The 22189-nt window shown below is 50.2% G+C and carries 19 protein-coding genes; 9 read left to right on the top strand and 10 right to left on the bottom strand.

The window, feature by feature from the left end; all coding sequences use genetic code 11:
- The first annotated feature begins 137 nt into the window (after positions 1–137).
- The gene (locus ACF2G4_RS05100; RefSeq protein WP_409075627.1) at positions 138–1019 is read left to right on the top strand and encodes an ROK family protein; all 882 of its coding nucleotides are present in this window, start codon (positions 138–140) and stop codon (positions 1017–1019) included.
- Positions 1020–1164: 145 nt separating this feature from the next.
- Positions 1165–2265, top strand: coding sequence for an NADH:flavin oxidoreductase/NADH oxidase (locus ACF2G4_RS05095; RefSeq protein ID WP_215846828.1), 1101 nt, complete (start codon positions 1165–1167; stop codon positions 2263–2265).
- 100 nt (positions 2266–2365) lie between these two features.
- On the opposite strand, the gene ACF2G4_RS05090 is transcribed toward ACF2G4_RS05095, so the two are convergent.
- Positions 2366–2665, bottom strand: coding sequence for a putative quinol monooxygenase (locus ACF2G4_RS05090; RefSeq protein ID WP_409075626.1), 300 nt, complete (start codon positions 2663–2665; stop codon positions 2366–2368).
- Positions 2666–2994: 329 nt separating this feature from the next.
- Here ACF2G4_RS05090 and ACF2G4_RS05085 point away from each other — a divergent pair, with 329 nt between their 5' ends.
- Both ACF2G4_RS05085 and ACF2G4_RS05080 read left to right on the top strand, forming a co-directional pair.
- Positions 2995–4026, top strand: coding sequence for an NADP-dependent oxidoreductase (locus ACF2G4_RS05085; RefSeq protein ID WP_215846830.1), 1032 nt, complete (start codon positions 2995–2997; stop codon positions 4024–4026).
- A 211-nt stretch (positions 4027–4237) separates the two neighbouring features.
- On the top strand, positions 4238–5017 hold the full coding sequence (locus tag ACF2G4_RS05080; RefSeq protein ID WP_409075625.1) for a prepilin peptidase: 780 nt from the start codon (positions 4238–4240) through the stop codon (positions 5015–5017).
- Positions 5018–5173: 156 nt separating this feature from the next.
- On the opposite strand, the gene lafU is transcribed toward ACF2G4_RS05080, so the two are convergent.
- A complete protein-coding gene (lafU, locus tag ACF2G4_RS05075; protein WP_409075624.1) occupies positions 5174–6085 on the bottom strand; it encodes a putative lateral flagellar export/assembly protein LafU in 912 nt (303 codons plus the stop codon).
- On the opposite strand from lafU, the gene ACF2G4_RS05070 reads away from it, so the two are divergent.
- Positions 6075–7775 carry a flagellar biosynthesis protein FlhA gene (locus ACF2G4_RS05070; protein ID WP_409075946.1) on the top strand — a complete coding sequence of 567 codons (1701 nt, stop codon included), beginning with the start codon at positions 6075–6077 and terminating at the stop codon, positions 7773–7775. The two genes, lafU and ACF2G4_RS05070, sit on opposite strands and share 11 nt — an antisense overlap.
- 281 nt (positions 7776–8056) lie before the next feature.
- Positions 8057–8266: a hypothetical protein gene (locus tag ACF2G4_RS05065; protein WP_215846832.1), complete on the top strand. Its 210-nt coding sequence runs from the start codon at positions 8057–8059 to the stop codon at positions 8264–8266.
- 131 nt (positions 8267–8397) lie between these two features.
- On the opposite strand, the gene ACF2G4_RS05060 is transcribed toward ACF2G4_RS05065, so the two are convergent.
- The gene (locus ACF2G4_RS05060) at positions 8398–8862 is read right to left on the bottom strand and encodes a YlaC family protein (protein WP_409075623.1); all 465 of its coding nucleotides are present in this window, start codon (positions 8860–8862) and stop codon (positions 8398–8400) included.
- Between the two features lie 404 nt (positions 8863–9266).
- On the opposite strand from ACF2G4_RS05060, the gene ACF2G4_RS05055 reads away from it, so the two are divergent.
- Positions 9267–9659 (top strand): GFA family protein, encoded by a 393-nt coding sequence (locus ACF2G4_RS05055; RefSeq protein ID WP_409075622.1) that lies wholly within the window; start codon positions 9267–9269, stop codon positions 9657–9659.
- A gap of 54 nt (positions 9660–9713) precedes the next feature.
- On the opposite strand, the gene ACF2G4_RS05050 is transcribed toward ACF2G4_RS05055, so the two are convergent.
- Both ACF2G4_RS05050 and ACF2G4_RS05045 read right to left on the bottom strand, forming a co-directional pair.
- Entirely contained in the window at positions 9714–10703 is a 990-nt protein-coding gene (locus tag ACF2G4_RS05050) for a lysozyme inhibitor LprI family protein (protein WP_409075621.1), read from the bottom strand.
- Positions 10704–10887: 184 nt separating this feature from the next.
- A complete protein-coding gene (locus ACF2G4_RS05045; RefSeq protein ID WP_243077955.1) occupies positions 10888–13248 on the bottom strand; it encodes a membrane-bound PQQ-dependent dehydrogenase, glucose/quinate/shikimate family in 2361 nt (786 codons plus the stop codon).
- A gap of 683 nt (positions 13249–13931) precedes the next feature.
- Here ACF2G4_RS05045 and ACF2G4_RS05040 point away from each other — a divergent pair.
- Together ACF2G4_RS05040 and ACF2G4_RS05035 are read left to right on the top strand one after the other, a co-directional pair.
- Positions 13932–14915 carry a GT-D fold domain-containing glycosyltransferase gene (locus ACF2G4_RS05040; protein ID WP_409075620.1) on the top strand — a complete coding sequence of 328 codons (984 nt, stop codon included), beginning with the start codon at positions 13932–13934 and terminating at the stop codon, positions 14913–14915.
- Positions 14916–15294: 379 nt separating this feature from the next.
- Complete coding sequence (locus tag ACF2G4_RS05035; protein ID WP_215846838.1) at positions 15295–16614, top strand: MFS transporter; 1320 nt, start codon at positions 15295–15297, stop codon at positions 16612–16614.
- 545 nt (positions 16615–17159) lie between these two features.
- Here ACF2G4_RS05035 and ACF2G4_RS05030 read toward each other — a convergent pair.
- The 5 genes from ACF2G4_RS05030 to ACF2G4_RS05010 all read right to left on the bottom strand — a co-directional run bounded on the left by ACF2G4_RS05030 (position 17160) and on the right by ACF2G4_RS05010 (position 22035).
- Positions 17160–18464, bottom strand: a complete 1305-nt coding sequence (locus ACF2G4_RS05030) for a PQQ-dependent sugar dehydrogenase (RefSeq protein WP_409075619.1) — start codon at positions 18462–18464, stop codon at positions 17160–17162.
- A 12-nt stretch (positions 18465–18476) separates the two neighbouring features.
- Positions 18477–18884: a DUF2231 domain-containing protein gene (locus tag ACF2G4_RS05025; RefSeq protein WP_243077964.1), complete on the bottom strand. Its 408-nt coding sequence runs from the start codon at positions 18882–18884 to the stop codon at positions 18477–18479.
- Between the two features lie 165 nt (positions 18885–19049).
- Positions 19050–20165 (bottom strand): ABC transporter substrate-binding protein, encoded by a 1116-nt coding sequence (locus ACF2G4_RS05020; protein WP_215846840.1) that lies wholly within the window; start codon positions 20163–20165, stop codon positions 19050–19052.
- A gap of 111 nt (positions 20166–20276) precedes the next feature.
- Positions 20277–21107 (bottom strand): MBL fold metallo-hydrolase, encoded by an 831-nt coding sequence (locus tag ACF2G4_RS05015; RefSeq protein WP_243077966.1) that lies wholly within the window; start codon positions 21105–21107, stop codon positions 20277–20279.
- Between the two features lie 49 nt (positions 21108–21156).
- Positions 21157–22035, bottom strand: coding sequence for a manganese catalase family protein (locus ACF2G4_RS05010; RefSeq protein WP_215846842.1), 879 nt, complete (start codon positions 22033–22035; stop codon positions 21157–21159).
- Positions 22036–22189: the final 154 nt, after the last annotated feature.

Genomic DNA, 22189 nt, shown 5'->3' with positions numbered 1-22189 from the left:
TTGTTAGATCCTCGTTCCATCAAGCTTATTTTTAAGCGTGAAATCAGTGATCAAAGACGCTTAAACGCGTTTTAACGTTTGGTGTTTTCATAGCCCTCTATACTTTTAAGCGTTGATTGTCTTTCTGGGAGAAAAAAATGAAGATTGCGGCGTTTGATATCGGTGGTACTTCGTTGAAAATGGGTGTTGTAACTAATAAGGGTGAGATGCTGTGTCAGGAGAGCGCGGATGTCTCGCACAATTCTCGCGATAAAATCCTTAATGAAATATTGGGTTGGTTGAAGAAAAACAGTGAGTGTGAAGGTATTGCGATTAGCGTGCCGGGTTACGTTGATGCACAGCGCGGCTTTATATCCATGGGAGGCACGGTCAGAGAGTTTGATCAGTTCCCGCTTGCCGAATGGTTATCAGAAAAAACCGCATTACCGGTGAGCGTCGAAAACGATGCGCATTGTGCCCTGCTGGCAGAATATTGGTTGGGTAAAGCCAGCAAAATGTCAGATTTTTTGATGCTGACCATCGGCACAGGCCTGGGTGGTGCCGCCTTTTGTAATAACGCCTTGATACGCGGCAAACGCGATCGTGCCGGTGAGTTTGGCTGCCTCCTCACCTCTCGCCCTGCCAGCAGCAATATCATGCATTACAGCATGAGTAAGACCTGCACCATGACCGCGCTGCGCGAGTATTACAGCGAGCAGAAAGGTTTATCTACTAAAGACGTTTCTGGTAAGGATGTTTTTGATCACTATGACCAAGGCGACGCCATCGCCAGCCGCCTGGTGACGACCTTCTACCAGGATCTCTGCTCTGGCATCTTTAATTTGGCCTCCATATTTGACCCCGAAACGATATTCATTGGCGGCGGTATCGCCGAACGAGAATCCTTTTTAGACGAGGTCAAGTTTCATCTCGAATGGTTCAGTCAGGATATCTCGATTGATACGGCAACCCACGGCAATGATTCAGGCATGTTGGGTGCGGTTTATCACTTCCTGCAAAGCCAGGATGTTGATAAATGATTGCGCGGCTCCGGCATGTCGCCCGCTTATCATTAACATATCTTGCTGTTTTTGCACCCTATTCATCTTTTAAGGCGCATAAGAAAACAGTCAGTTCTATAGTTGTTGAAGGCCATTTCAGTCGGTAAAGCAAAAAGAGGTTTTCATGAGTCAACTTTTCTCCAACATCAGCATTGGTCAGTTAGCACTGGATAACAGAATCGTGATTGCGCCCATGTGTCAATATTCTGCTGACGCGGGCAAGGCAACAGCATGGCATCGCATACACCTCGGTCAACTGGCCTTTTCTGGTGCCGGCTTGCTGATTATCGAAGCAACTGCCGTTGAAGATATTGGCCGCATTACCCCGCAGGATTTGGGGCTATGGAATGATGAAACGGAATCTGCGCTTCGCACAGTACTGGAAGATATACGCCAATATTCATCTATACCGATCGGTATTCAGCTGGGTCACGCAGGTCGCAAGGCGTCATGTGCTGCGCCATGGGAAGGCGGTGAGCAGTTAAGTCTGGATGCGGGTGGATGGCAAACTGTTGCGCCTTCAGCGCTGGCCTACAGCGAACAACAAAACCCACCTATCGCCATGGATGAAGCCGCTCTGGAACGCGTTAAAAAAGCCTTTGTTGAAACCGCGCAGCGTGCCGTTCGCTTGGGGATTCAACTGATCGAGGTACATGCCGCGCACGGTTACTTATTGCATCAATTCCTTTCTCCATTATCGAATCAGCGCACCGATCAATACGGCGGCTCTTTAGAGAACAGAATGCGTTTCCCCCTGGAAGTCTTTCGCGCGGTGAGAGATGCCGTGCCAGAAAACATCCCTGTTGGCGTACGCATTTCAGCAACAGACTGGGTCGAAGGTGGATGGGATGTGACGCAATCTATCGCTTTCTCTAAACAGCTTGAATCACTGAACAGCGCCTATATCCATGTCTCCAGCGGAGGGTTGTCGCAGGATCAGAAAATTGAGGTCAAAGCGGGTTATCAGGTTCCGTTTGCCCGCGATATTCGTGAGCAAGTGACGATTCCAGTGATTGCGGTTGGGCTAATTACAGAACCGCAACAGGCAGAAACCTTGCTGCAAGAGGGCGAGGCCGATTTAGTGGCGCTGGCTCGTGGCATTCTCTACGACCCACGCTGGCCATGGCACGCAGCGGCAGAATTAAAAGGCAAAGTCAGTGTTCCGCCACAATATTTGCGCTCTGAACCGCACGGCGTCAAAGGCATACTGGAGTCAAACGAGTAATTGATAATGACTTATCGCAAAACGTGTCAGCGTCTTTATTGATGAAGGAATAAAAACGGGGCCATCGTGGCCCCGTTTTTTCATCGTACATTGGTAACTCTTAAGCGTGTCCGCCTGCGGCCTTATTCAGAATGATCACCTCTGAAGATTCAATATGCGCTGGCAGATCGGCAAAAAGCTTAACGATATGGGGCGCTTCCAGGTGCTTTTGCAGCGCCTCACGCGACGCCCACTCTTCAGTCCAGACAAACCGACGTGCATTGTCAGTGTCACGGTTGAGCTGATACGTAATGCAGCCCTCTTCCACCAGCGTCGTCTCAACCACGCCTTTGAACAGCGCTTCTACAACCTCTTCTTTGCCAGCTTTAGCGGTAAAAATAGCCACCACGGGTACGGTCATCTTTAACTCCTTGTCAAAAGGCTCACTCAAATGAAGCCCGAGCCTGTCGTTTGCAGGTTAGGGATTGTTGAGAACGCGTTGAGCGTTATGGCATCGCACTCTTGCGAGGCAATAACGTCACTTCAACCGCCGTTCGCCATGAAGCGTAGCCTCTTCAACAGGTTATGTCTGCGACATCCGTGCGGTAATACCCGTTTAAATGCGTCACGATAAAAAATTTCTTACCCCACAAACCGCTAATCCCTCTTGGTCAGGCTCTGCTAGACCTACACTCTAACGGAAGAACACCTTCGTTAATGCAGCACACTGAAGATGAAAAAGGAGAAATAATGTCGAATCAGCAACCGCAAAATCACGCATGGCTTTTGGCTTCACGTCCTGATGGCGAACCTACCAAAGATAACTTCCGTTTTGTTCAACAGCCGATTCCAGAACTGAAAGAGGGCGAAGTGCTGTTGCGCACCGCTTATCTGTCGCTGGATCCTTACATGCGCGGTCGCATGGATGACGGAAAGTCTTATGCCGCGCCTGCCGAATTGAATGAACCTATGGTGGGCGGCACCGTTTCTCAGGTCGCCGCATCAAAACATGCTGATTATCAGGAAGGAGATTGGGTCTTAGGCCAAAGCGGGTGGCAGGAATATGCCCTCTCCGACGGTTCCGGTTTAGCGAAGTTAGGCAATGACCTGCCCCATCCTTCATGGGCGCTGGGTATTTTGGGGATGCCTGGCTTCACGGCTTATATGGGCTTGATGGATATTGGGCAACCTAAAAAGGGTGAAACTTTAGTGGTTGCCGCAGCCACTGGCCCTGTGGGCGCAACGGTGGGTCAGTTAGGTAAAATGCAGGGATGCCGCGTGGTTGGCGTAGCGGGTGGTGAAGAAAAATGCCGCTATGCGGTAGAGACACTGGGCTTCGACGCCTGTATTGATCATCACAGCAACGATTTTGCTGAACAACTCGCCGCAGCCTGTTCAGATGGCATTGATATTTATTACGAAAACGTCGGCGGAAAAGTGTTCGACGCGGTGTTTCCTCTGCTAAATACCGCTGCACGCGTGCCAGTGTGTGGATTGGTTTCGGGCTATAGCGCAAAAGATTTGCCGGAAGGCCCCGACAGAACGCCGTTAATTATGGCGGGCATACTCAAGCGCCGCATCCGTATGCAAGGCTTTATCATTTTCCAGGATTACGGTGATCGTTATTCTGAATTCTTATCCGTCATGACGCCGCTGGTTGAGAACAAGAAGATTCATTATCGCGAACACGTTATCGATGGGCTGGAAAACGCGCCACAGGCGTTTATCGATATGCTCAACGGAAAAAACTTCGGCAAGACCGTGGTGAAAGTTTCTGAGTAGGCCGTTGGCGTTACGCTAAGACGCTTCACTTATCCCCGTGTCAGCCCTTTCTGACACGGGTTAACGCAGCAAAATCTCAACGCTTCGGCGCAGCGCATAAAACCCAATGAAATCCCCCTGTAATCACCGAGACGCAATAGCGGCGGAGCGTGGTTGCGTTTACTGTTGCATCCACTCTTTCCGCTGCAATTGGTTCATCAGAGGTAACAGCATGGATGTTGACATCATTACCGGGTCGATCACTGTTTTAATTGCACTCTCTGCCGGCAGTTTTATTAATGTGGTGGTCTATCGATTGCCACTACAGCTTCTTCAGCCGACGTCTCCGGTGACGCTCTGTCGCCCTCGATCCCATTGTCCAGACTGTAAAATCCCTTTACGCTGGCGCGATAACCTTCCTTTGCTAAGTTGGCTGCTGCTACGCGGTAAATGCTTTCACTGCCAGGCGCCGATTAGCCTGCGCTATCCGCTTACCGAAGCCCTAACCTTGTTAATCAGTGTCGTGTCCGCCTGGCAACTGCCACAGGATCGCTTTTTAATCATAGCGCTGGTGCTGTGTTGGACGCTGTTGGCTTTAACGCTGATAGATATCAAACACCAGCTGTTACCCGATGCCTTAACGCTTCCCTTGCTTTGGCTGGGTTTATTACTGCACGTTTATGCACTGTTGCCGGGAAGTTTAGGCGATGCGGTTATTGGCGCGGCCGCAGGTTATAGCCTGTTGTGGCTACTGGCCACCAGCTATCGCTGCTTGCGGCGTTGTGAGGGATTAGGAATGGGCGATGCCAAACTGCTGGCTGCGCTGGGCGCCTGGCTTGGCTGGCAATCTTTGCCTGAACTGCTGCTTATTGCTGCGGGAGGTGGGTTAACCTGGATGCTGCTTAATAAAGCTCTTTTCAACCAAGCCTTGTCCCGTGCAATTCCCTTTGGCCCGTGGCTTTCCCTGGCGGGTGTTGACCTGTATTTCAGCAATTGTCTATCGCGGCTGTAAAAACGTAATGCGGTATGGGGATTGCAAGCGGTGGAGCATCCATCCCAGCTGGCCTCTTTGAGTTTGATCGCTAAAAAGAACCGGTGGCACTTACCACCGGTCGAGCCAAATCGGCTCAATGGCACTTCGCTTCATGGATGACGACAAAACTGCCCTTTATTGCCGCTCCCTGAGATGCTGAGTAATCGGCTTAACTACCTTTTCACCATTAACGCCGTAGAACTGGAAAAGAGAGTCTGTTGCGGCTTCGGTCAGTACCATGATTTCGATACGACGGTTACGATCGGCCAGCGGATTCTCCGTATCCAGCGGCATGCGTCCCGCCATGGCGTTAACCTGGATAATGCGATTTTGTTCCAGGCCACCCTGCTCCAGCGTGCGACGCGCCGCTAAAGCACGATCGCCCGACAGATTCCAGTTGTTATAAGCCGCCTTGCCACTGTATTGCGCGGCGTCGGTATGACCGCTGATCATGATCTTGTTATCCAGGCGGTTAAACGCTGGCGCAAGTTCAACCAGCAACTTGCTGAAATAAGGGGTCAATACCGCGCTACCTCGCGGGAACATCATGCGATTACTGTCATCCTGAATCAGAATACGCAGCCCTTGCGGCACTTTTTCCAGCACTAAGTTGCCTTGGGTATTAAGGTTCTGCATGATTCGCATTATTAGCTGGCGTAACGCTTCCAGCTCGTTATCCGATCGACTTAACACGCTTTCAAGGCTCTCTTTGGGCGCGTTGTCTAAGGCGCTATCCAGCACGCTGTCAGCCTCCTCGCGAACGGGTTCAGACTGTGCTGCGAGGCTTTCTCCCACCAGCACTGCACCTTGTTCCCCGGAATCTTGCAGCGGATTAAAGGAAGACTCGTTAAAAATAGAGGTGCCGTGCAGCTGTGCAACGATCTCTTTGCGCTCCTCTTCTGTTACCGAACCCATGATCCACAGCACCATAAACAGCGCCATCATCGCCAGGGTAAAGTCCGCGAAGGCCACTTTCCACGCACCGCCGTGATGTGCGTTGTGCGCTTTTTTGGCCGATCGCTTGATAATCAACTTTGTGGTGGTCACCAAAGGCGCAGAACGTATTTCAGAGGTCTCTGCGCGCTTTACGCTGGACGCATTGCCCGGTAAACAGATGGCGATTGATGCCGATCTCAATGCCGGTTTAATTAATCAGGAACAGGCGCGCGACCGCCGCCGCGATGTGAGTAACGAAGCGGACTTCTATGGTTCGATGGACGGCGCCTCTAAATTTGTTCGTGGTGATGCGGTCGCAGGCATCATGATCTTGCTGATCAACGTGATTGGCGGGATTTTAATTGGCGTATTCAAACACAACTTGCCCGCCGGTCAGGCTTTTGAACAATATGTTCTGCTCACCATTGGTGATGGCTTAGTGGCACAGATTCCGTCATTGCTGTTGTCAACAGCGGCGGCGATCATCGTGACCCGCGTCAGCGATGGTAACGACATTGGCGAAGAAGTTAAGTCGCAGATTTTGGCTAAGCCGACCACGCTTTATAGCGCAGCGTTGGTGATGTTTATCCTCGCGGTTGTTCCTGGCATGCCACACACCGTCTTCCTGCTGTTCACAGCCCTGCTGGTGTTTGCCGGATGGCGTCAAAGCCGCCAGGTGGCAAAACCCACCCAGAATCCTGAAGAGATCGCAGCCCTGACTCAGGCACTCCAGCAGGAAGAGGACGTTGCGCCGATAAACTGGCAAAGCATTCCAATGGTTGAGCCGATTGGCCTAAACCTTGGTTACAAAGTGGTGCCGCTGGTTGATAGCTCACGCGGCAGCCCGCTGAAACAGCGCGTACGCGGCGTGCGCCAGGTGGTCTCTGAAACCAGTGGTGTGCTGCTGCCTGAAATTGCCATTCGCGAAGATTTTCGCCTTAAACCCGCCCAGTACGCCATTCAGATCAACGGGGTACGCTCGGCAACCGGCGAAGTGCATCCCGACCGCCTGATGGCGATCCCGACCCCGGAACAATATGGCGAAATTGATGGTGTGCTGGATACCGATCCCGCCTACGGCTTAACCGTGACCTGGATTTTGGCTGAGCAGAAAGCCAAGGCACTCAATCTTGGTTATCAAGTGGTGGATTGTGCCAGCGTTATTGCAACGCACGTCAACAAGATAGCGCGCGAAAATCTGCCTGAACTGTTCAATTACGATGACATTACTCAACTGCATGATCGTCTGGCTGCGATGGCACCCAAACTGGCTGAAGATCTCAGTCAGGCGTTGAATCACAGTCAACTGCTGCGCGTTTATCGTCTGCTGCTGACTGACCAAGTTTCACTGAAAGATATCGCCACCATCGCGACCACGCTGCTGGAATCAAGTGCCGTGACCAAAGATGCGATTCTGTTGGCTTCAGATGTGCGATTCGCGCTGCGCCGCGCCATGGTGGCGGCTATCGCGCCAGATCACAAGCCGCTTTCGGCTTACACGCTGAACAGCGAACTGGAAAACCTGTTACTCAACTCACTTAATCAGGCGCAGCAGGCGGGCAAAGTCTCGCTCGACAGCTTCCCGGTGGATCCCAATATTTTGACGCAGTTGCAGTCAACCTTGCCGGTGATCACCGAACAACTGAAAGCGCAAAACCTGACGCAGGTCTTACTGGTTACACCGCAACTGCGTCCGCTGATTGCGCGTTACGCTCGCTTGTTCGCCAGCAGCCTGCATGTGCTTTCTTACAATGAGATCCCGGATGACGCTAACCTGAATGTGGTTGGCGTGGTGGAGTGATTGACTGGACAGCCCTGACGTCATCCCTGGCATTATGTTGGGGTTGGCGTTTAAGTTTTTCTATTTTAATTAGAGTAAATCAACGACCGGTTAAAGCGTTTTCCCCTTTTTTTGCTAGCATTACCCAACTTGCAGTCAATTAAAACGGCACCAGCCGATTTTTTTGATTAGGTGAAACGTGAAAAGTTTAAGCGAGGCCGTTAGGTTATACTTACCTCTGAAATTGGATGTTTTTGTTTGTCTTTTTTAACTACCTGAAAGGTCAAAATAAAGGAGCAATAATGGACGATGCTGATTTAGCTCAGGAACGCGAGGAAGCGTTGATAACAGCCGCACTTTCGGCCAGACAACCACGACTCAAAAGTCCTGACGGAAAATGCATCTGGTGCAAAGATGAACCTGTCGTATCAGATACCGCATTTTGTTCAGCCGAATGCGGTGAAGATTACTCCAGGCATACGCGTGAGATGAAACAACGCATTAACGAGTAATTCAGTGATGACGCCATCCCAGATTTATTTAGGATGGCGTTTTTCTCTCTCTGCTTTATGGGGAAGAGACGAAGCATTGTGTGGCATCAAAGCGGAAATTAAAAACAGCGGCACTTACCAACATCACCCGTTTATTTATGTCTTAATCTGTAGATATCAGCAAAATAGAGATAACCTTTCTTTTGGTATTGTCGGTCAAGAGTGGCTTTTTCCTCCTGCGTGAGCAGGTTTCCGTTCAATAGTTCTTGTATAAACGCTTCCCGAACGTGAACTTCCATATACCAGTCGCCGGTGTAACAGTTTTTCCACGCCCCTTTATCGATATCTTTGGCTTTATAAGAGGGATTGATATGGAAAAAGAAGAAAAAGTTAAGCACGAAAAAGATCAGGCAGCAGACAATGACTTCGGCTTTGCCAAAGGTATCGACATACAGAAGCACGCCCAACGTGATGAGAAAAAGAATCCACATCAGAGCATAAAGCCCTGAATATTCCTTGATAAAGGAGATATCAAAATAGGGTTTATCGTCTCTTTTTTCTGTTGTGTTAATGTGGTCAAGTTCGCGTTGTAATCTCTGCTCTAAGGGCTCAATCATTTACTGTTATCCTGCGCGCAACGGTAATTAAAATAATTTCATGCTGCATTTTACACCTAATCACCCCCGTCTTCCAGTTTCGAAAACCCCCACTTTAAATTATAAATCAATAGGTTAAATAAAATAATAATCAGCCAAAGATCCCCTATTCACGCTGTTCTCTGCCTGGCCGCTGGAAAAGCAGTGGAAGCAGAAGACCTTGAGGCGCTAGCGGTTATTTATCAGTGCGGTTTAACGGGAGCGACGATGGTTTCGCCTTTTGCTGTGTGGCGATAACGCTGCCACCTCCATCACACTACAGGTTTAAAAACTTCATCTTTATGCGCAATCGCTGAATAGTAAGAACTGCCCTGTTTCGACCTAAGGGTAACTATTCCACTTCCTTTATTTTGAGGAGATAGCGTATGGAAAAATTTACGGGCGGTTGCCTGTGCGGCAATGTGCGTATTGAGGCTTCAGGACCTCCCTACCGGGTTGGCCTGTGCCACTGCCTTGACTGCCGTAAGCATCATGGCGCGCTTTTTCACGCCTCTGCCATATTCCCTCAGCAGGCGGTGACCATTGTGGGAGAAACGCGTGACTATGCTGGACGCTTTTTCTGTCCACACTGCGGCTCGTCTGTTTTCGCACGCTCCGACGATGAAATCGAAGTAAATCTGGGATCGTTGGATAGCGCCGACCAGTTAAAGCCGACTTACGAAAGTTGGATCGTGCGTCGTGAATCCTGGTTGCCTCCGTTTCCGCTGATAAGGCGTTATGAAGGCGACCGTGACGTCACAAGCCGATTCGAAGATTAAATCGGCGGACGTTGATGACGCCAACCTGAATAAGATCGACGTGGTCAGCGTGATTTACTGCGTAACAATAAAGTGGCTGCGCCATCCCTGAATCGTTTTAGGGATAGCGCTTTTGTCTTCCTGATTGGTCAGGTAATGGAATTCCAGTTTGTTCTGCGCATTGGGCGCAACACGCATTGCCCAAATACTGCCACTTGGGTTGTACATGATGATTGCCGCACGGCGATTGGCTTCGCCAATAACGCGCAAAGTCATGGCTTTCGCTGACACATTATCCAAATCTTGGGTGTAATGCAGGGCATTAGCTGTGGCGACATATTGCTCATATTCGTCACCTGCCAACTGGCGAAACGCACTGTCCAGTTTTTCATCGGGTAAGATTCCTGTATTCAGCAGCGTCGCGGCTGGACGGGGATCGTGATCTCCCCTTACATAAACGCCATCAGGCCGTACGTCGGTGGGGAAAAGTAATGCGCAACTGCCATTGCTTTGTGTGCTGACTTCCAGGTTGCCGTCTTGACGCGGTACCACAATCATGGCGCAATTTTCTGCCCCGTTGATATTGTTGACATAGAGCACGCCATAGTAGCGGCGCGCTTCGCTATCGATATCAATTTTGTAAGCCCCCCGTACGGCGTGCAGATCCAGTTCGGCAGAAAAATCACTGGCGTTTTTAATCACCAGACGTCCGCTTTCGCCATTGGTGGCGCTGACGTTCCACCACTCACCACTCCAGTCGATATGGCGATTAGCGTTAAACAGTTGGCCGTAACCCTGAAAATAGGCGCGCTTGAGGCAAAACGGGCTACTACAGGCTTTACGCTGTTGCAGCCACTCGGTATAGAGTTTGCCGTTGGGCTGTGCTTGCCCCACCAGCTGTTCAAGCCAGCGGGCATCTAAGGTGTGATCCAACCAGCGCAACTCGGGATCGCGACACACCATTTGTTCGGTCGGGCTGCTTGCACGCTGGCAATCAACTGCCTGCGCTGCGGTCGAGAGCAGCAAGACCAAACCTGTCAGCAGGAAGATAAAAAACGTTTTCATTTTTTCTCTTTAGTGGAACGTAAGGATAGCGAAGCGGCAGGATGCCAAAAAGGGCTGTAATTATAGGTTGAGGTGGCTGTTTTCGATAGCGCGAAGCTGAGGAATGGATGTAGAAGTATTGAATTAAATAATCGGCAAATCAGAAAGCTGAGTGCCAGACACGCTGGCACTCAGCCTGTTACGCTTACTTCAGTCGGAACGCGACCACGCTGTCACCCGCTTGTGTACCCAGCGAGCCGTGACCGCCTGCGGCGATAACCACATATTGCTTACCATCTTTACCCATAAAGGTTGATGGCGTGGCTTGTGCGCCAGCAGTCAGTTCAGTCTGCCACAGTAACTCACCGGTGCTGCTGTCATAAGCACGGAAGAAGTTATCTGCCGTTGCGCCGTGGAAAACCACATCGCCCGCAGTAACCAGCGGCCCACCGTGTGCCACCATACCCATCGGGAACCCGATTGGGAAACGACCCGGCAGGAAGCTGGTTTTCAGGTTTTTGGTGGTGCCTACGCGGCGCAGCCATTCAGTTTTACCGGTTTTCAAATCAACACCAACCATGCGTCCCCACGGCGGCGCGATACACGGAATACCGAGACCGGAAGCCAGCTGCTGGATATGAATGGCATAGTCGCCGTGGAAGTTTTCATTCCAGTAAGGCTGACCATCTTTGGTGAAGGTGCGCTGAGTGGCGGTCTCAGGCGTACGTTTGATCAAGTTGTATTTGTAGGCCAGACGAACAGGCGTCGCAATTAACATCTGACGTTCAGGATCAATAGCCACCGAACCCCAGTTAAACACCCCGATGTTGCCTGGGAAAACCAACGTGCCTTTTTCCGTTGATGGCGTCCATGGGTTGCCGTCGTAACGCAGTTCACGGAAATTCGCACGGCAGCTCATCTGATCAAACGGTGTGATGCCCCACATCGATTTTTCAGTCAGCGGTTGCGGAATGAAGTTCAGGCTGGAAACGGGCTGCGTAGCAGCAAACTTCTCGCCTTCCACCCCACCTTCGGTTGAGACCTTGACTTGCTCAACCGGATAAACCGGTTCGCCGGTAAGACGGTTCAGCACAAACAGGTTGCCGGTTTTGGTCGGCAGAATCACAGCAGGCTGCGCATTACCTTTGTAGGTGATATCAACCAACGACGGCTGAGAAGGATTATCGCGATCCCACAAGTCGTGGTTTGAACTCTGATAGCGCCATTTGAAGGCACCTGTTTTCAGATCCAGCGCGACCAGCGCATCGCGAAATTTCTCGGTGTTGCTGTTGGCATCACGCTCAATGCCCACTTCGTCCGGTGACGCATTACCAAATGGCACGTACACCAGGCCATTTTTCAGGTCAGCGCTTAGCGTGCCCCATGCGACTGGCGTATCTTGTGGATAGGTCGCATCAGCCGCAACCGGCGCGGTGTTTTCCGGGTTTGCTGGATCGAAGTTCCAGACCAAACGGCCGGTGATCACATCGTAAGCGCGGATCACACCCGATGGATTGCCGGTGTTAAAACCGTTATCCATCACCGAGCCCCCAACAATCACCAGATTGCCAGCGACCAGCGGTGCCGCAGTTTGCATCAGAGCGTGTGGACGCACTTCGCCCATATTGTCGCGCAGATTGACTTCGCCGTTCTGGCCGAAATCGGCGCAGCGTTTGCCGGTGTCAGCGTCAAAGGCAATCAGACGTGCATCGGTGGTCGCGTTGAAGATGCGCTTGCGACACATTGCGGGTTGCGCAGCACTGTTTTCTGCAGCCGCGTTGCTCTCTTCGTAATAACTCACGCCACGACAGGTTTGATGCTGTTGCAGATAAGAGCGATTTTTATCCGGTGTCGTTTTCCATTTCACCGCACCCGTTTCGGGGTCAAGCGCATGCACTTCGTTATGCGGTGTACAGAAATACAACATACCGTTGGCTTTCAGCGGCGTAGCTTCAAAGGTGTATTCGGTCGCGTCATCGCCCTGGCGCAAATCACCCGTGTGATACGTCCAGGCCACTTCCAGATCCTTGACGTTATCTTTGGTGATCTGATTCAGTGACGAGAAACGCAGGCCGTTGGTTGAACCGCCATACGCGCTCCAGTCATTACCCGCGCCCGTAGAGGCAGAAGGCGCACGCGTATTGCTGATAGTGCCCTGTTGCGGCAGCGGATCGTAAAAGCACAGGCCAATCACCAAGGCAACCATGATCACAACCGTACTGCCCAGCAGCGGATGGAAGCGGCGTTGACCTTGATAAAGCGGGCGGACGACAAACGGCAGCGCCAGCCATACGCCGATTACGCCAAACAGGTCGCCGCGTGGAATCCATTGCCACTTATCAAAACCGACTTCCCAGATAATCCAAAATAATGTGATCCACATCAGCAGTGCATAAAACGTTAAGGCGCTGCGTTTATTCAGGAACAGTAAAATTGCTGTGATCAATAAACCTGCCGCCATCAGCGCATAGAATGCACTGCCTCCAAGCAGCAGGAGTTCTCCCCCCATGTACAACATCACAACCGCGACGATTGCGATGATTACACTGGTAATTTTGTTAACCATGATCCTTCCTCAGGCCATCAATAATGATGATTACTCAAATAAAAACACATAAAATCAACGCGATTTTAACCAACGTAATGATTTTGTAAAATCACTGTAAAGGGAGAGTGTTTAGTTTAATTAACGAATTGGCGGGCGAAGATTAGCGTAGCGGCGGGCTTTGAAGGCTTTTAGTTAAGACTTTTCCGTGACATTCATCACATAAAATTAACCATTCCCCCTGATTTATCGCATCTTTTGTGCAAAACAAGGATTAATTCTCTCACCCATTCGTACGGATCTTTACGTAAATCCTGTTGAAAGATCAAAAATGGTTTAACAGTTAATTCATGTTGTCCTGCAATTATTCTTAATAGCGGATGAAGTATAACGATCAATTTAAATTGATTTAAGAACCAAAATAAAATAATTACTAATATTTTCAGCGGGTTGAGTTTTCAGCGCCCTCCATCCTCGTTATTGAAACTTATCATTCATCTCGACTTCTTCTTATTTCATAAAAATCATTTTTTAATAAAACATTAATTAATGATTGTATTTCATGCTCATTATTCTCTTTAGGATATTTCGCAGCTTTGAAATAATTCCTAACGTGTTATAGATAATATTAACATGCTCCTGATGATTCTCTGTTTTAACGCCACCAGAATGCGTTAAATCGCCACCTTAAAGGCAGGTAAATAATGGCCATACTTTATTCTATCTATCGGAAATTCCGTTTTCCGATCAAGTTCCTTCACGCTTCGGTTAAATACCCCGCAGCACAGAAAAAAGTAAATAAAATAGCGATCCTTTCAATTGAAGAAACGATAGATCTGTTATTAAGAAATGAAAAGCTCTCGCTGGCACGGTACGGTGATGGCGAACTGGAAATGACTTACTACAAGAATATTGGCTTTCAACCCTTTGATGAGCGCCTCTCTGCCCGGCTTAAAACGCTGTTGCAGCGCAGTCCGCAGGATAATCCCGATTGTCTGATCTGCCTGCCCGATGGTTTTCGTAACACCCGCCAGATGCGTTCAGGTGCCGCCCTGTTTTGGTTCTTCCATAAATCATTTTACTTTTCACGCTATGAGAACTTGTTGAGTAAGAATTATCAATATGGCAATACGTCCGTAACGCGCCCTTATCATGATTACAAAAGCAAAAATTTATCACGCGCCATTTTCGACAAATTTAAATTACTGTTTAAGGACCGAAAAGTATTAATCGTTGAAGGAAGCGGAACACGATTGGGATTAGGTAACGACTTACTGGATGGTGCAAAAGAAATTAAGCGGATAACTACGCTTAATCGCAACGCTTTTTCAGTTTATGACCCGCTCTATGCCTCTATTTTAGTCCACGCCAGTGAATTTGATCTGGTCCTTATTTCACTGGGCCCGACGGCAACCGTGCTGGCTTATGATCTCAGTTTGCAAGGCATTCGCTGTATTGATAGTGGGCATGTAGATATCGAATATGAGTGGATGCTGGCTTCAGCTACCACAAAAATAAAAGTTGAAGGGAAAAACGTAAACGAAGTGGGTGTGTTATTAAGTGAAAATAGCGCTGTGCTGGATAGCAATTATCAGCAACAAATTCTGTGTCATATCGATGAAACCACACCCGCCGCGATCACCCTTCATCAGCCGCCTTTGGCTTCTTCCCATGAAACGGCTGCCTGACGTTCGCTCAAAGGATTTATGCCGCCCCTCCAGGCGGTAAGCGATTGTTTGTTCAAGGCGCGCACTCACCGCTTGCAGCCACAATCCTTTCGCACCGTCAGGCTTTTAGCCGGGTGCGCGGAATAATTCCTATATCATGGATTTTAACGCTAACCTGCCAGCGTCAACAGAAGCATCTGGTTGTCATGTAGCGAGCAAAATCCGCACCAAATTGATGCGCAGGCTCATTATTAACCGTACAATTAATCAGCAATATTGATGTTCCGTCTCGCTACGGGCCTCTTTTATAGTTTTATGTCCCTGTTTTTACAATAGTTAATCATTTCAGGCATCTATTTTGCTTATCACTTCTGTCAGTTTTTTATTCAGGAGAGATGAGATGAACCCGGGTCGCTATCGTTACACTATATTTTCAATGCTGTTTCTCATTGCCCTGATTAACTATGTTGATCGCGGCGCACTCTCATTTGCCGCGAATGCCATTTCAGCGGAATATCACTTTTCAAAAGTGCAGCTTGGCGCGGTGCTGGGCTATTTTGGCTTTGGCTATCTGTTTGGATCGCTGTGTGGTGGCTTTCTGGCCGATCGTATCGGCACTAAAAAAGTCTGGATGATGGCTGGCGTGCTTTGGTCGATTCTGGAAATTGCCACTGCCTGGGCGGGTGATTTAGGCATGGCGCTGTTTGGCGGATCGGCCATCATGGGGTTTGCGGCATTACGCATCATGTTTGGCTTTTCGGAAGGCCCGGCGTACGCGTTGATGAACAAAGCCATCGCGCACTGGGCACCCGATAACGAACGCGGTTTCGCTCTGAGCATTGGCCTGCTTTCTACCCAAGTTGGATCGTTACTGACAGCGCCGATTGCTGTCGGTCTGCTGCTGCTGACCAACGACTGGCGCATGATGTTTATCCTGCTTGGCGTGATGTCGCTGCTGGCAATGCTGCTTTTTGCCCGCACCTTCAGCGATAGCCCAGATACCAGCGCTGCAACCCATGCCGCAGAACGTGAGTTTATTCGCCGCGGACAAAAGGTGACTCAACACGACGATACCCCGCTGCCGTGGTGGCGCTTTTTTACCAGCCGCACGCTGGTGTGTAATGCGCTGGGCTATTTCTCCTTTCTCTACATCACCTTTACGCTGGTGACGTGGATGCCGAAATATCTACAGGATAACTTTCATTACGATCTGCACGCATTGTGGTACGTCGCGATGATTCCATGGAGCGGTGCCTGTATTACCGTGCTGCTCGGGGGACGTTTTGCCGACTGGCTGCTGGCTCGCTTCAACAATCTGCGTCTGGCACGTAATGTTTTTGCCGCCGTCACGCTGTGCGGCACCGCTTGCTGTTTTATGGCGATTCCGTGGATGCACTCAGCGGCGGGTATTATCGCCTTGATGACGCTGGGCAACGCACTGAACGCCCTGGTGAACAATGTTTACTGGTCTGTGGTGATTGACGTAACGCCGAAATCATCGGTCGGAACCTACAGCGGCATGACATTGGCTATTGCCAATCTCGCCGCGATCATCTCCCCGATGCTCTGCGGTTGGTTGGCCGAATATTATGGCTATAACGCCATGTTTACCGTCACCGCTGTGATCGCGTTTGGCAGCATGTTGGCGATGACGCTGCTGCAACCGGAGAAGCGCTTGCACCCTCAAACTGAGGCTAACGTGACGCAGCAAACGGCCTGACGGCGCATCAGCGCGTTAACATGAAAAAAGGCGGAGTGGTTAGCTCCGCCTTGTCTCAAGTTCCGGTTAGTATGCTTTACCGGTCAGTTGCATAAGGGCAACGATGATCTGCAAAATGATTCGGATGATATCCAGAATCAGCCTTGTCAGTTCCATCACTTTCCTTCTCCTTTTACAGGAGCGCGCTGTTCGGCTACCGAGGCTTTGACTCTACCCGCCGGGTGCCTAAGCACATCTTGTGGAGAGAGCTGAGCGGCACTCAAGGTTAAAGCCACAGGCCAGCACCACCTGATGCCTGCCGGGATTTAAAAACCGTGCCCCTGGGAGCGGCCAGTCAATCTTGAGGCTGAACTCACCCCTCAACACCTGTATAACCATACAGTATTTTAGCCAAACTTGAAAACCTTCGCCGCACTATTTAGAATAACTTTTGTGGAGAGTGCTGAGCACCTCGTTCGAAGCCGGTTACCAGCCGGGGAACGAACAAAAAAATAAAGGATTTGGCCTCAAGCCAAATCCTTTTTTATTGCCCAGCATTTAACCGATTATTCGTTTGCTGCGCTAATGCGCCAGATGCTGTTACCCGCATCATCGGCGATCAAAACGCCACCCTGCTTATCTTCAGCTAATCCTACTGGCAATCCACGAACGTGCTTTTGATCATCCGTCAAAAAACCGGTAACAATCGGCTGCGGCTGACCCACCGGCTGACCCTGCTCAAATTTCACCCACACCACCTGATAACCATTTAACGGCTTGCGGTTCCAGCTCCCGTGTTCACTCACAAACGCGCCACCGCGATATTGCGCCATGTTGTCACCTTGGTAGAACAGGAGGCCCAGCGGCGCGACGTGCGAGCTCAGCGCGTAATCGGGCTTGATGGCCTTCTCAACCAAATCGGGACGCTGCGGTTCGGCACGGGGGTCAATGTGCTGACCAAAATAGCTATAAGGCCAACCGTAGAAGCCTTTCTCCTGCACCGACGTCAGGTAATCCGGCACCAGATCCGAACCAATTTCATCGCGTTCGTTCACAATGGCCCACAACTTACCGCTCTGCGGTTCCCACTGCATACCGGTAGGATTACGTAATCCGCTGGCGTAAATGCGACTTGCCCCGCTGGCAGCATCGACTTCAAGGATCGCCGCGCGGCGATATTCAGCGCCAATGCCGTTTTCAGTGATGTTGCTGTTGGATCCTATTCCCACATACAACTTGCTGCCATCGGGACTTGCCAGCAGCGATTTCGTCCAGTGATGATTGATCGGTCCGCCCGGCAGGTCAGCTACCTCTTCAGGCGCGGTACGAATCTCCGTTTCGCCTTCGGTATAAGGAAATTTCACCAGGCTGTCGGCATTCGCGACATACAGCGTATTACCCACCAGCTGGATACCAAACGGTGAAAACAGATTTTCGATGAAGCGATGTTTTTCCCACTTACCGTTTACGTTACGCAGCAGCGTTATGCTGTTGCCGCCTGCGCCGCCTTTGCCCGAAGATTTTTGAATCAAGCCTGTTATCAGCTCTTTCGGCCTGGCTGTCGCGTTTGGTGGCCCGTTAGACTCCGCCACCAGCACATCGCCATTCGGCAGTACGTAGACTTGACGTGGATGTTGCAAGTTCTCGGCGATCTTCTCGATTTTTAGCCCTTTTGCCACTTTCGGCATTTCACCCGCTTTCCACGGTACGCCCTCTGGCACCTGCATTGGCGGCATAACAAAATTTTGCGCCTGTGGCAGTTCAGGATTGGGGCCGGTTTGCTTTTGCGGATCAATCAGCGCGCCATCGTCACAGCCCGCCAGCAAGGCAATTAAGGTCACGGCGAGTAACGTTTTATGCTGCATTTTCATCTCGGCTTCTCCTTAAGCGGTGCGTTGACGTAACGCGAGTTGAACATTTGCCAGCAGCAATAGTGCCACCACCAGCGTAGAAAGTATGACGCCTAATGGCACCACCGCATAAGCATCACGGCTATGAATGAAGGCGTTTAGCACAGCAAGGATAATGGCCAGCAACGAGAGCCAAAAATGGGTTTTTTCGGGTGCTGCACTGCCACGAAATAGATAAATAAGGCTGATTAAACGTGGCAGAACCGCTATGACCAAACCAAAAACAATGAGCCAGCTGGCGGCATCGGTCCACATGATTTCAAAGCCTCGCATGTAGATAATATCGAATAGCCAGGCGGCGCTAAAAAAGCCCAACGGCAGCGGCTCAAGCAGAGCGTAAAGCGTAACGGCGAAAGCCGACCTTCCCGAGGTAGTGCGCATTTTCCTCTCCATATTCTGTTAATAAACGGGGTGAAGACGGCACTTCGCTTCCTCAAGCAACCGACTTCGCGCCTGTAAAATATTAGTAAACATGAAGAAAAGTGGCAGGTTAATTCAGCAAGAAAAAGAAATTAAATAGCGGCATCTCTGCCGCCGAGGGGAACATTAACGTTTATCTGCGGGTAACGTTACCCAATAACCAGGCTGGTAAGGTAGCGGTAAAAATTTCTGATGGAACTCACGGAAGGTCTTATCTGGATCAAGATCGGCAAACAGATCGGGATGCAGCCATTTTGCCAATGCCTGAATAGCAACAAACTGGTAAGGGCTGTCATAGAACTGATGCCAGATGGCGTGTGCATTGCCGTTATGTGCAACCGGTAGGGTTTTGAAAGCATCACGCATCATCAGCGTTTTTAAGCGCGCCGTTGCCTCCGTGACGTCAGCCCCCGGCCCAACGCCAATCCACTTCCCTACCGTATTGTAATTTTTCCAGTTTGCACCCGTGACCACCACCACATCTGGGCGGCTGGCAATGATTTGCTCTGGATTGAGAGTACCGAAGGTGCCAGGAATGAGATTTTTGGCAATGTTATCGCCGCCGGCCATTTCCACCATTTGCCCAAAATTCTCATTGCCGAATGACATACAACATTCGTCGCTGTAACCGCCTGCACGATCGATCATGACTTTCGGGCGATAGCCGTTGAAACTGTGCAAACGTGAGGTGACACGCTGAATTTGCTGGTGGCGGAAGTCGATGATCGCTTGCGCACGGGCTGGTTTGTTCACCAACTCACCCATAATACGAATACTTTTCTCAGCATTCACAAACGGCGCTTCACGGAAATCGATAAACACCACCGGGATACCAACAGCCTGCAATTTTTCAATCAGTTTGCCCTCATCCGTTGCCGCTTTGGACTCAAGGTTCATCAGTACTAAATCCGGTTTTAACGTCAGCGCCTGCTCTACGTTAAACGTGCCATCCTTTGCCCCGCCAAAGGTCGGCAGTTTTTTAATTTGCGGATAGCGCTGTTCATACGCCTGATAACCATCCCAATCCGCTTTGTGAAAGTCATCGCGCCAGCCAACTACCCGTTGAAACGGCGCCTCGGTATCAAAGGCAGCCAACAAATAGATCTGTCGTCCTTCACCTAAAATAATACGTTTTGATTCATTGGCGACATCGACTTGACGCCCGGCGACATCAGTAATTGTTTTAGCCGATGCCGATCCCACCAGCGTGATTAACCCCAGCGCTAACATCCATTTTTTCATCGAAATAACCCATATAAATGATAATGAGAATTATTATTGTAAATCGCCGTTACTATCACTCATAAATCAGATAAGGGGAAGCGATCGATGAAAATGATTTTAGGAATACTATTAGCGCCGTGAAGTGAAGGCCTGAAGCTCGCGTGCATCGTGGCTGCAAAACATCGTGACCTCATCGTTGTGCTGCAACGACAGTTCACGTAAGCGTTGTTGGTTAGTACGCCATGCTTGTGTATCGCTGCGCATCATCCACTGATAGAAGCGCAAACCGGGCGTGCAATGGCGCGTTTCCTGGTGCATTTCGCCGCGATAAAACCAAGCGTCGCCACCATGCAACATCCAGCCTTTTCCATGACGGATCGCGACGCCAGCGTGCCCTAATGTGTGTCCCGGCAGCGGCACCAGCAGAATGTCATCGCTTAACTCATCAATGGCCCTGACGGCGTCAAAACCGAACCAGCGCTCGCCCCCATCAGGATAACCACGCCAGCCATCGTGGCTGCCCCACTGTTGAGGCCGATAGCGCTGACGTCGTAACCAGCTTTGTTGCCCGGTTGCCGTTTGCAGTTCTCGCTGTAACAGATGCACACGCGCTTGTGGAAAATCGGTGATGCCGCCAGCATGATCAAAATCGAGATGCGTCAGAATGATGTGGCGAACATCGTCGGGCTTGAACCCTAAATTCACCACCTGCTGCCAGGCGCTGAGTTGCTTATCGTAACGGATGTTATTCATGGCGCGGAAAAAGCCCGAAAGGCGATCGGCGGGACGTTGGATATCCTGTAATCCCATGCCGGTATCCACTAAAACCAAGCCGTGTGCATCGGTCTCCAGCAACAGGCAATGACACACTAAATGGGCGAAAGGTGATGCACTGAAACCATCGTACAACGCGCCACCGACTGGACACATACATCCACAGTTCAGATGATGAATGCGCATGACTTCTCCTTTTATTCAGCGTGCCTGCGTAAACAGGCACGTCTCCCAATCACTGCTGCTCTTTTGGTATGCCTTTGCCCAGATCGGTTCCGGTTAAAGGATTGATGGTGGGATCGGATTGGGTGCGGATGGCCATATTTTCAACATGCGTATTTTGTTTATCAGACAAGGTCACTTTGGATAAACCATCGCCACCGTCTACTGCAGGTTGCGGATCGGCTACATAATCGAAATTCTCATCTGAATTCCAGCTACCGCGAATATCGCCCCCTTCAGACATGTTGTAATACGTGTGCGCGTACTGCTCGATTGGCGGTAATTTTCCTGGCGGGAAATTATCACGGATTGCATAGAGCGCTTTTTCAAACGAGATCTGGTGCGCCACTTCGCGCGTCATCAAAAAGCCCAACGCATCTTTTACGCCGGGATCATCGGTTACGTTGATCAGACGTTCGTAAATGATTTTAGCGCGCGCTTCAGCGGCGATATTGGATCGTAGATCGGCGGTAACTTCGCCAATGGTATCGATATAGGCTGCTGTCCAGGGCACACCGGCGGAGTTGGTTAACGCCGGGCCGCCACCGTAAAGTAACGCGGTGGTGTGGCTGCCGTTGCCGCCGTTAGTGAGTGAACGATAAAGTTCGGCTTCCTCTTCCACACCTTCAGCCAGATCGCCTTTAGCACCTTTGTTGAGCATGCCAACCAGACTACCGATAATTTCCAGATGGCTTAACTCTTCGGTAGCGATATCCAGCAGCATATCTTTACGACCCGGATCTTCATCGCCCAGCCCTTGGGTAAAATAACGGCATGCTGCCGCCAGTTCCCCTTGAGGCCCACCAAATTGTTCTAACAGTAAGTTAGCCAGCCCCGGATTTGGACCAGCAACGCGAACGGTATATTGCATTTGTTTAACATGACGAAACATTGCGCTCTCCAGATAAAGTCAATCAATCTCGCTAAAAGGCTTATCTGCATTTAAGGCGCTTTTCACTGCACCTCAGGATAAACCCGCTAATTATGTGACTATTAATTTATTGAAGAGAAACAGATAACCCGCAAGCCAACTTTAGAAAGCGAGG

Source organism: Pantoea phytostimulans, from assembly GCF_046118715.1.
GTDB classification, from domain to species: Bacteria; Pseudomonadota; Gammaproteobacteria; order Enterobacterales; family Enterobacteriaceae; genus Pantoea; species Pantoea phytostimulans.
This window is presented reverse-complemented; position numbering and strand designations above follow the sequence as displayed.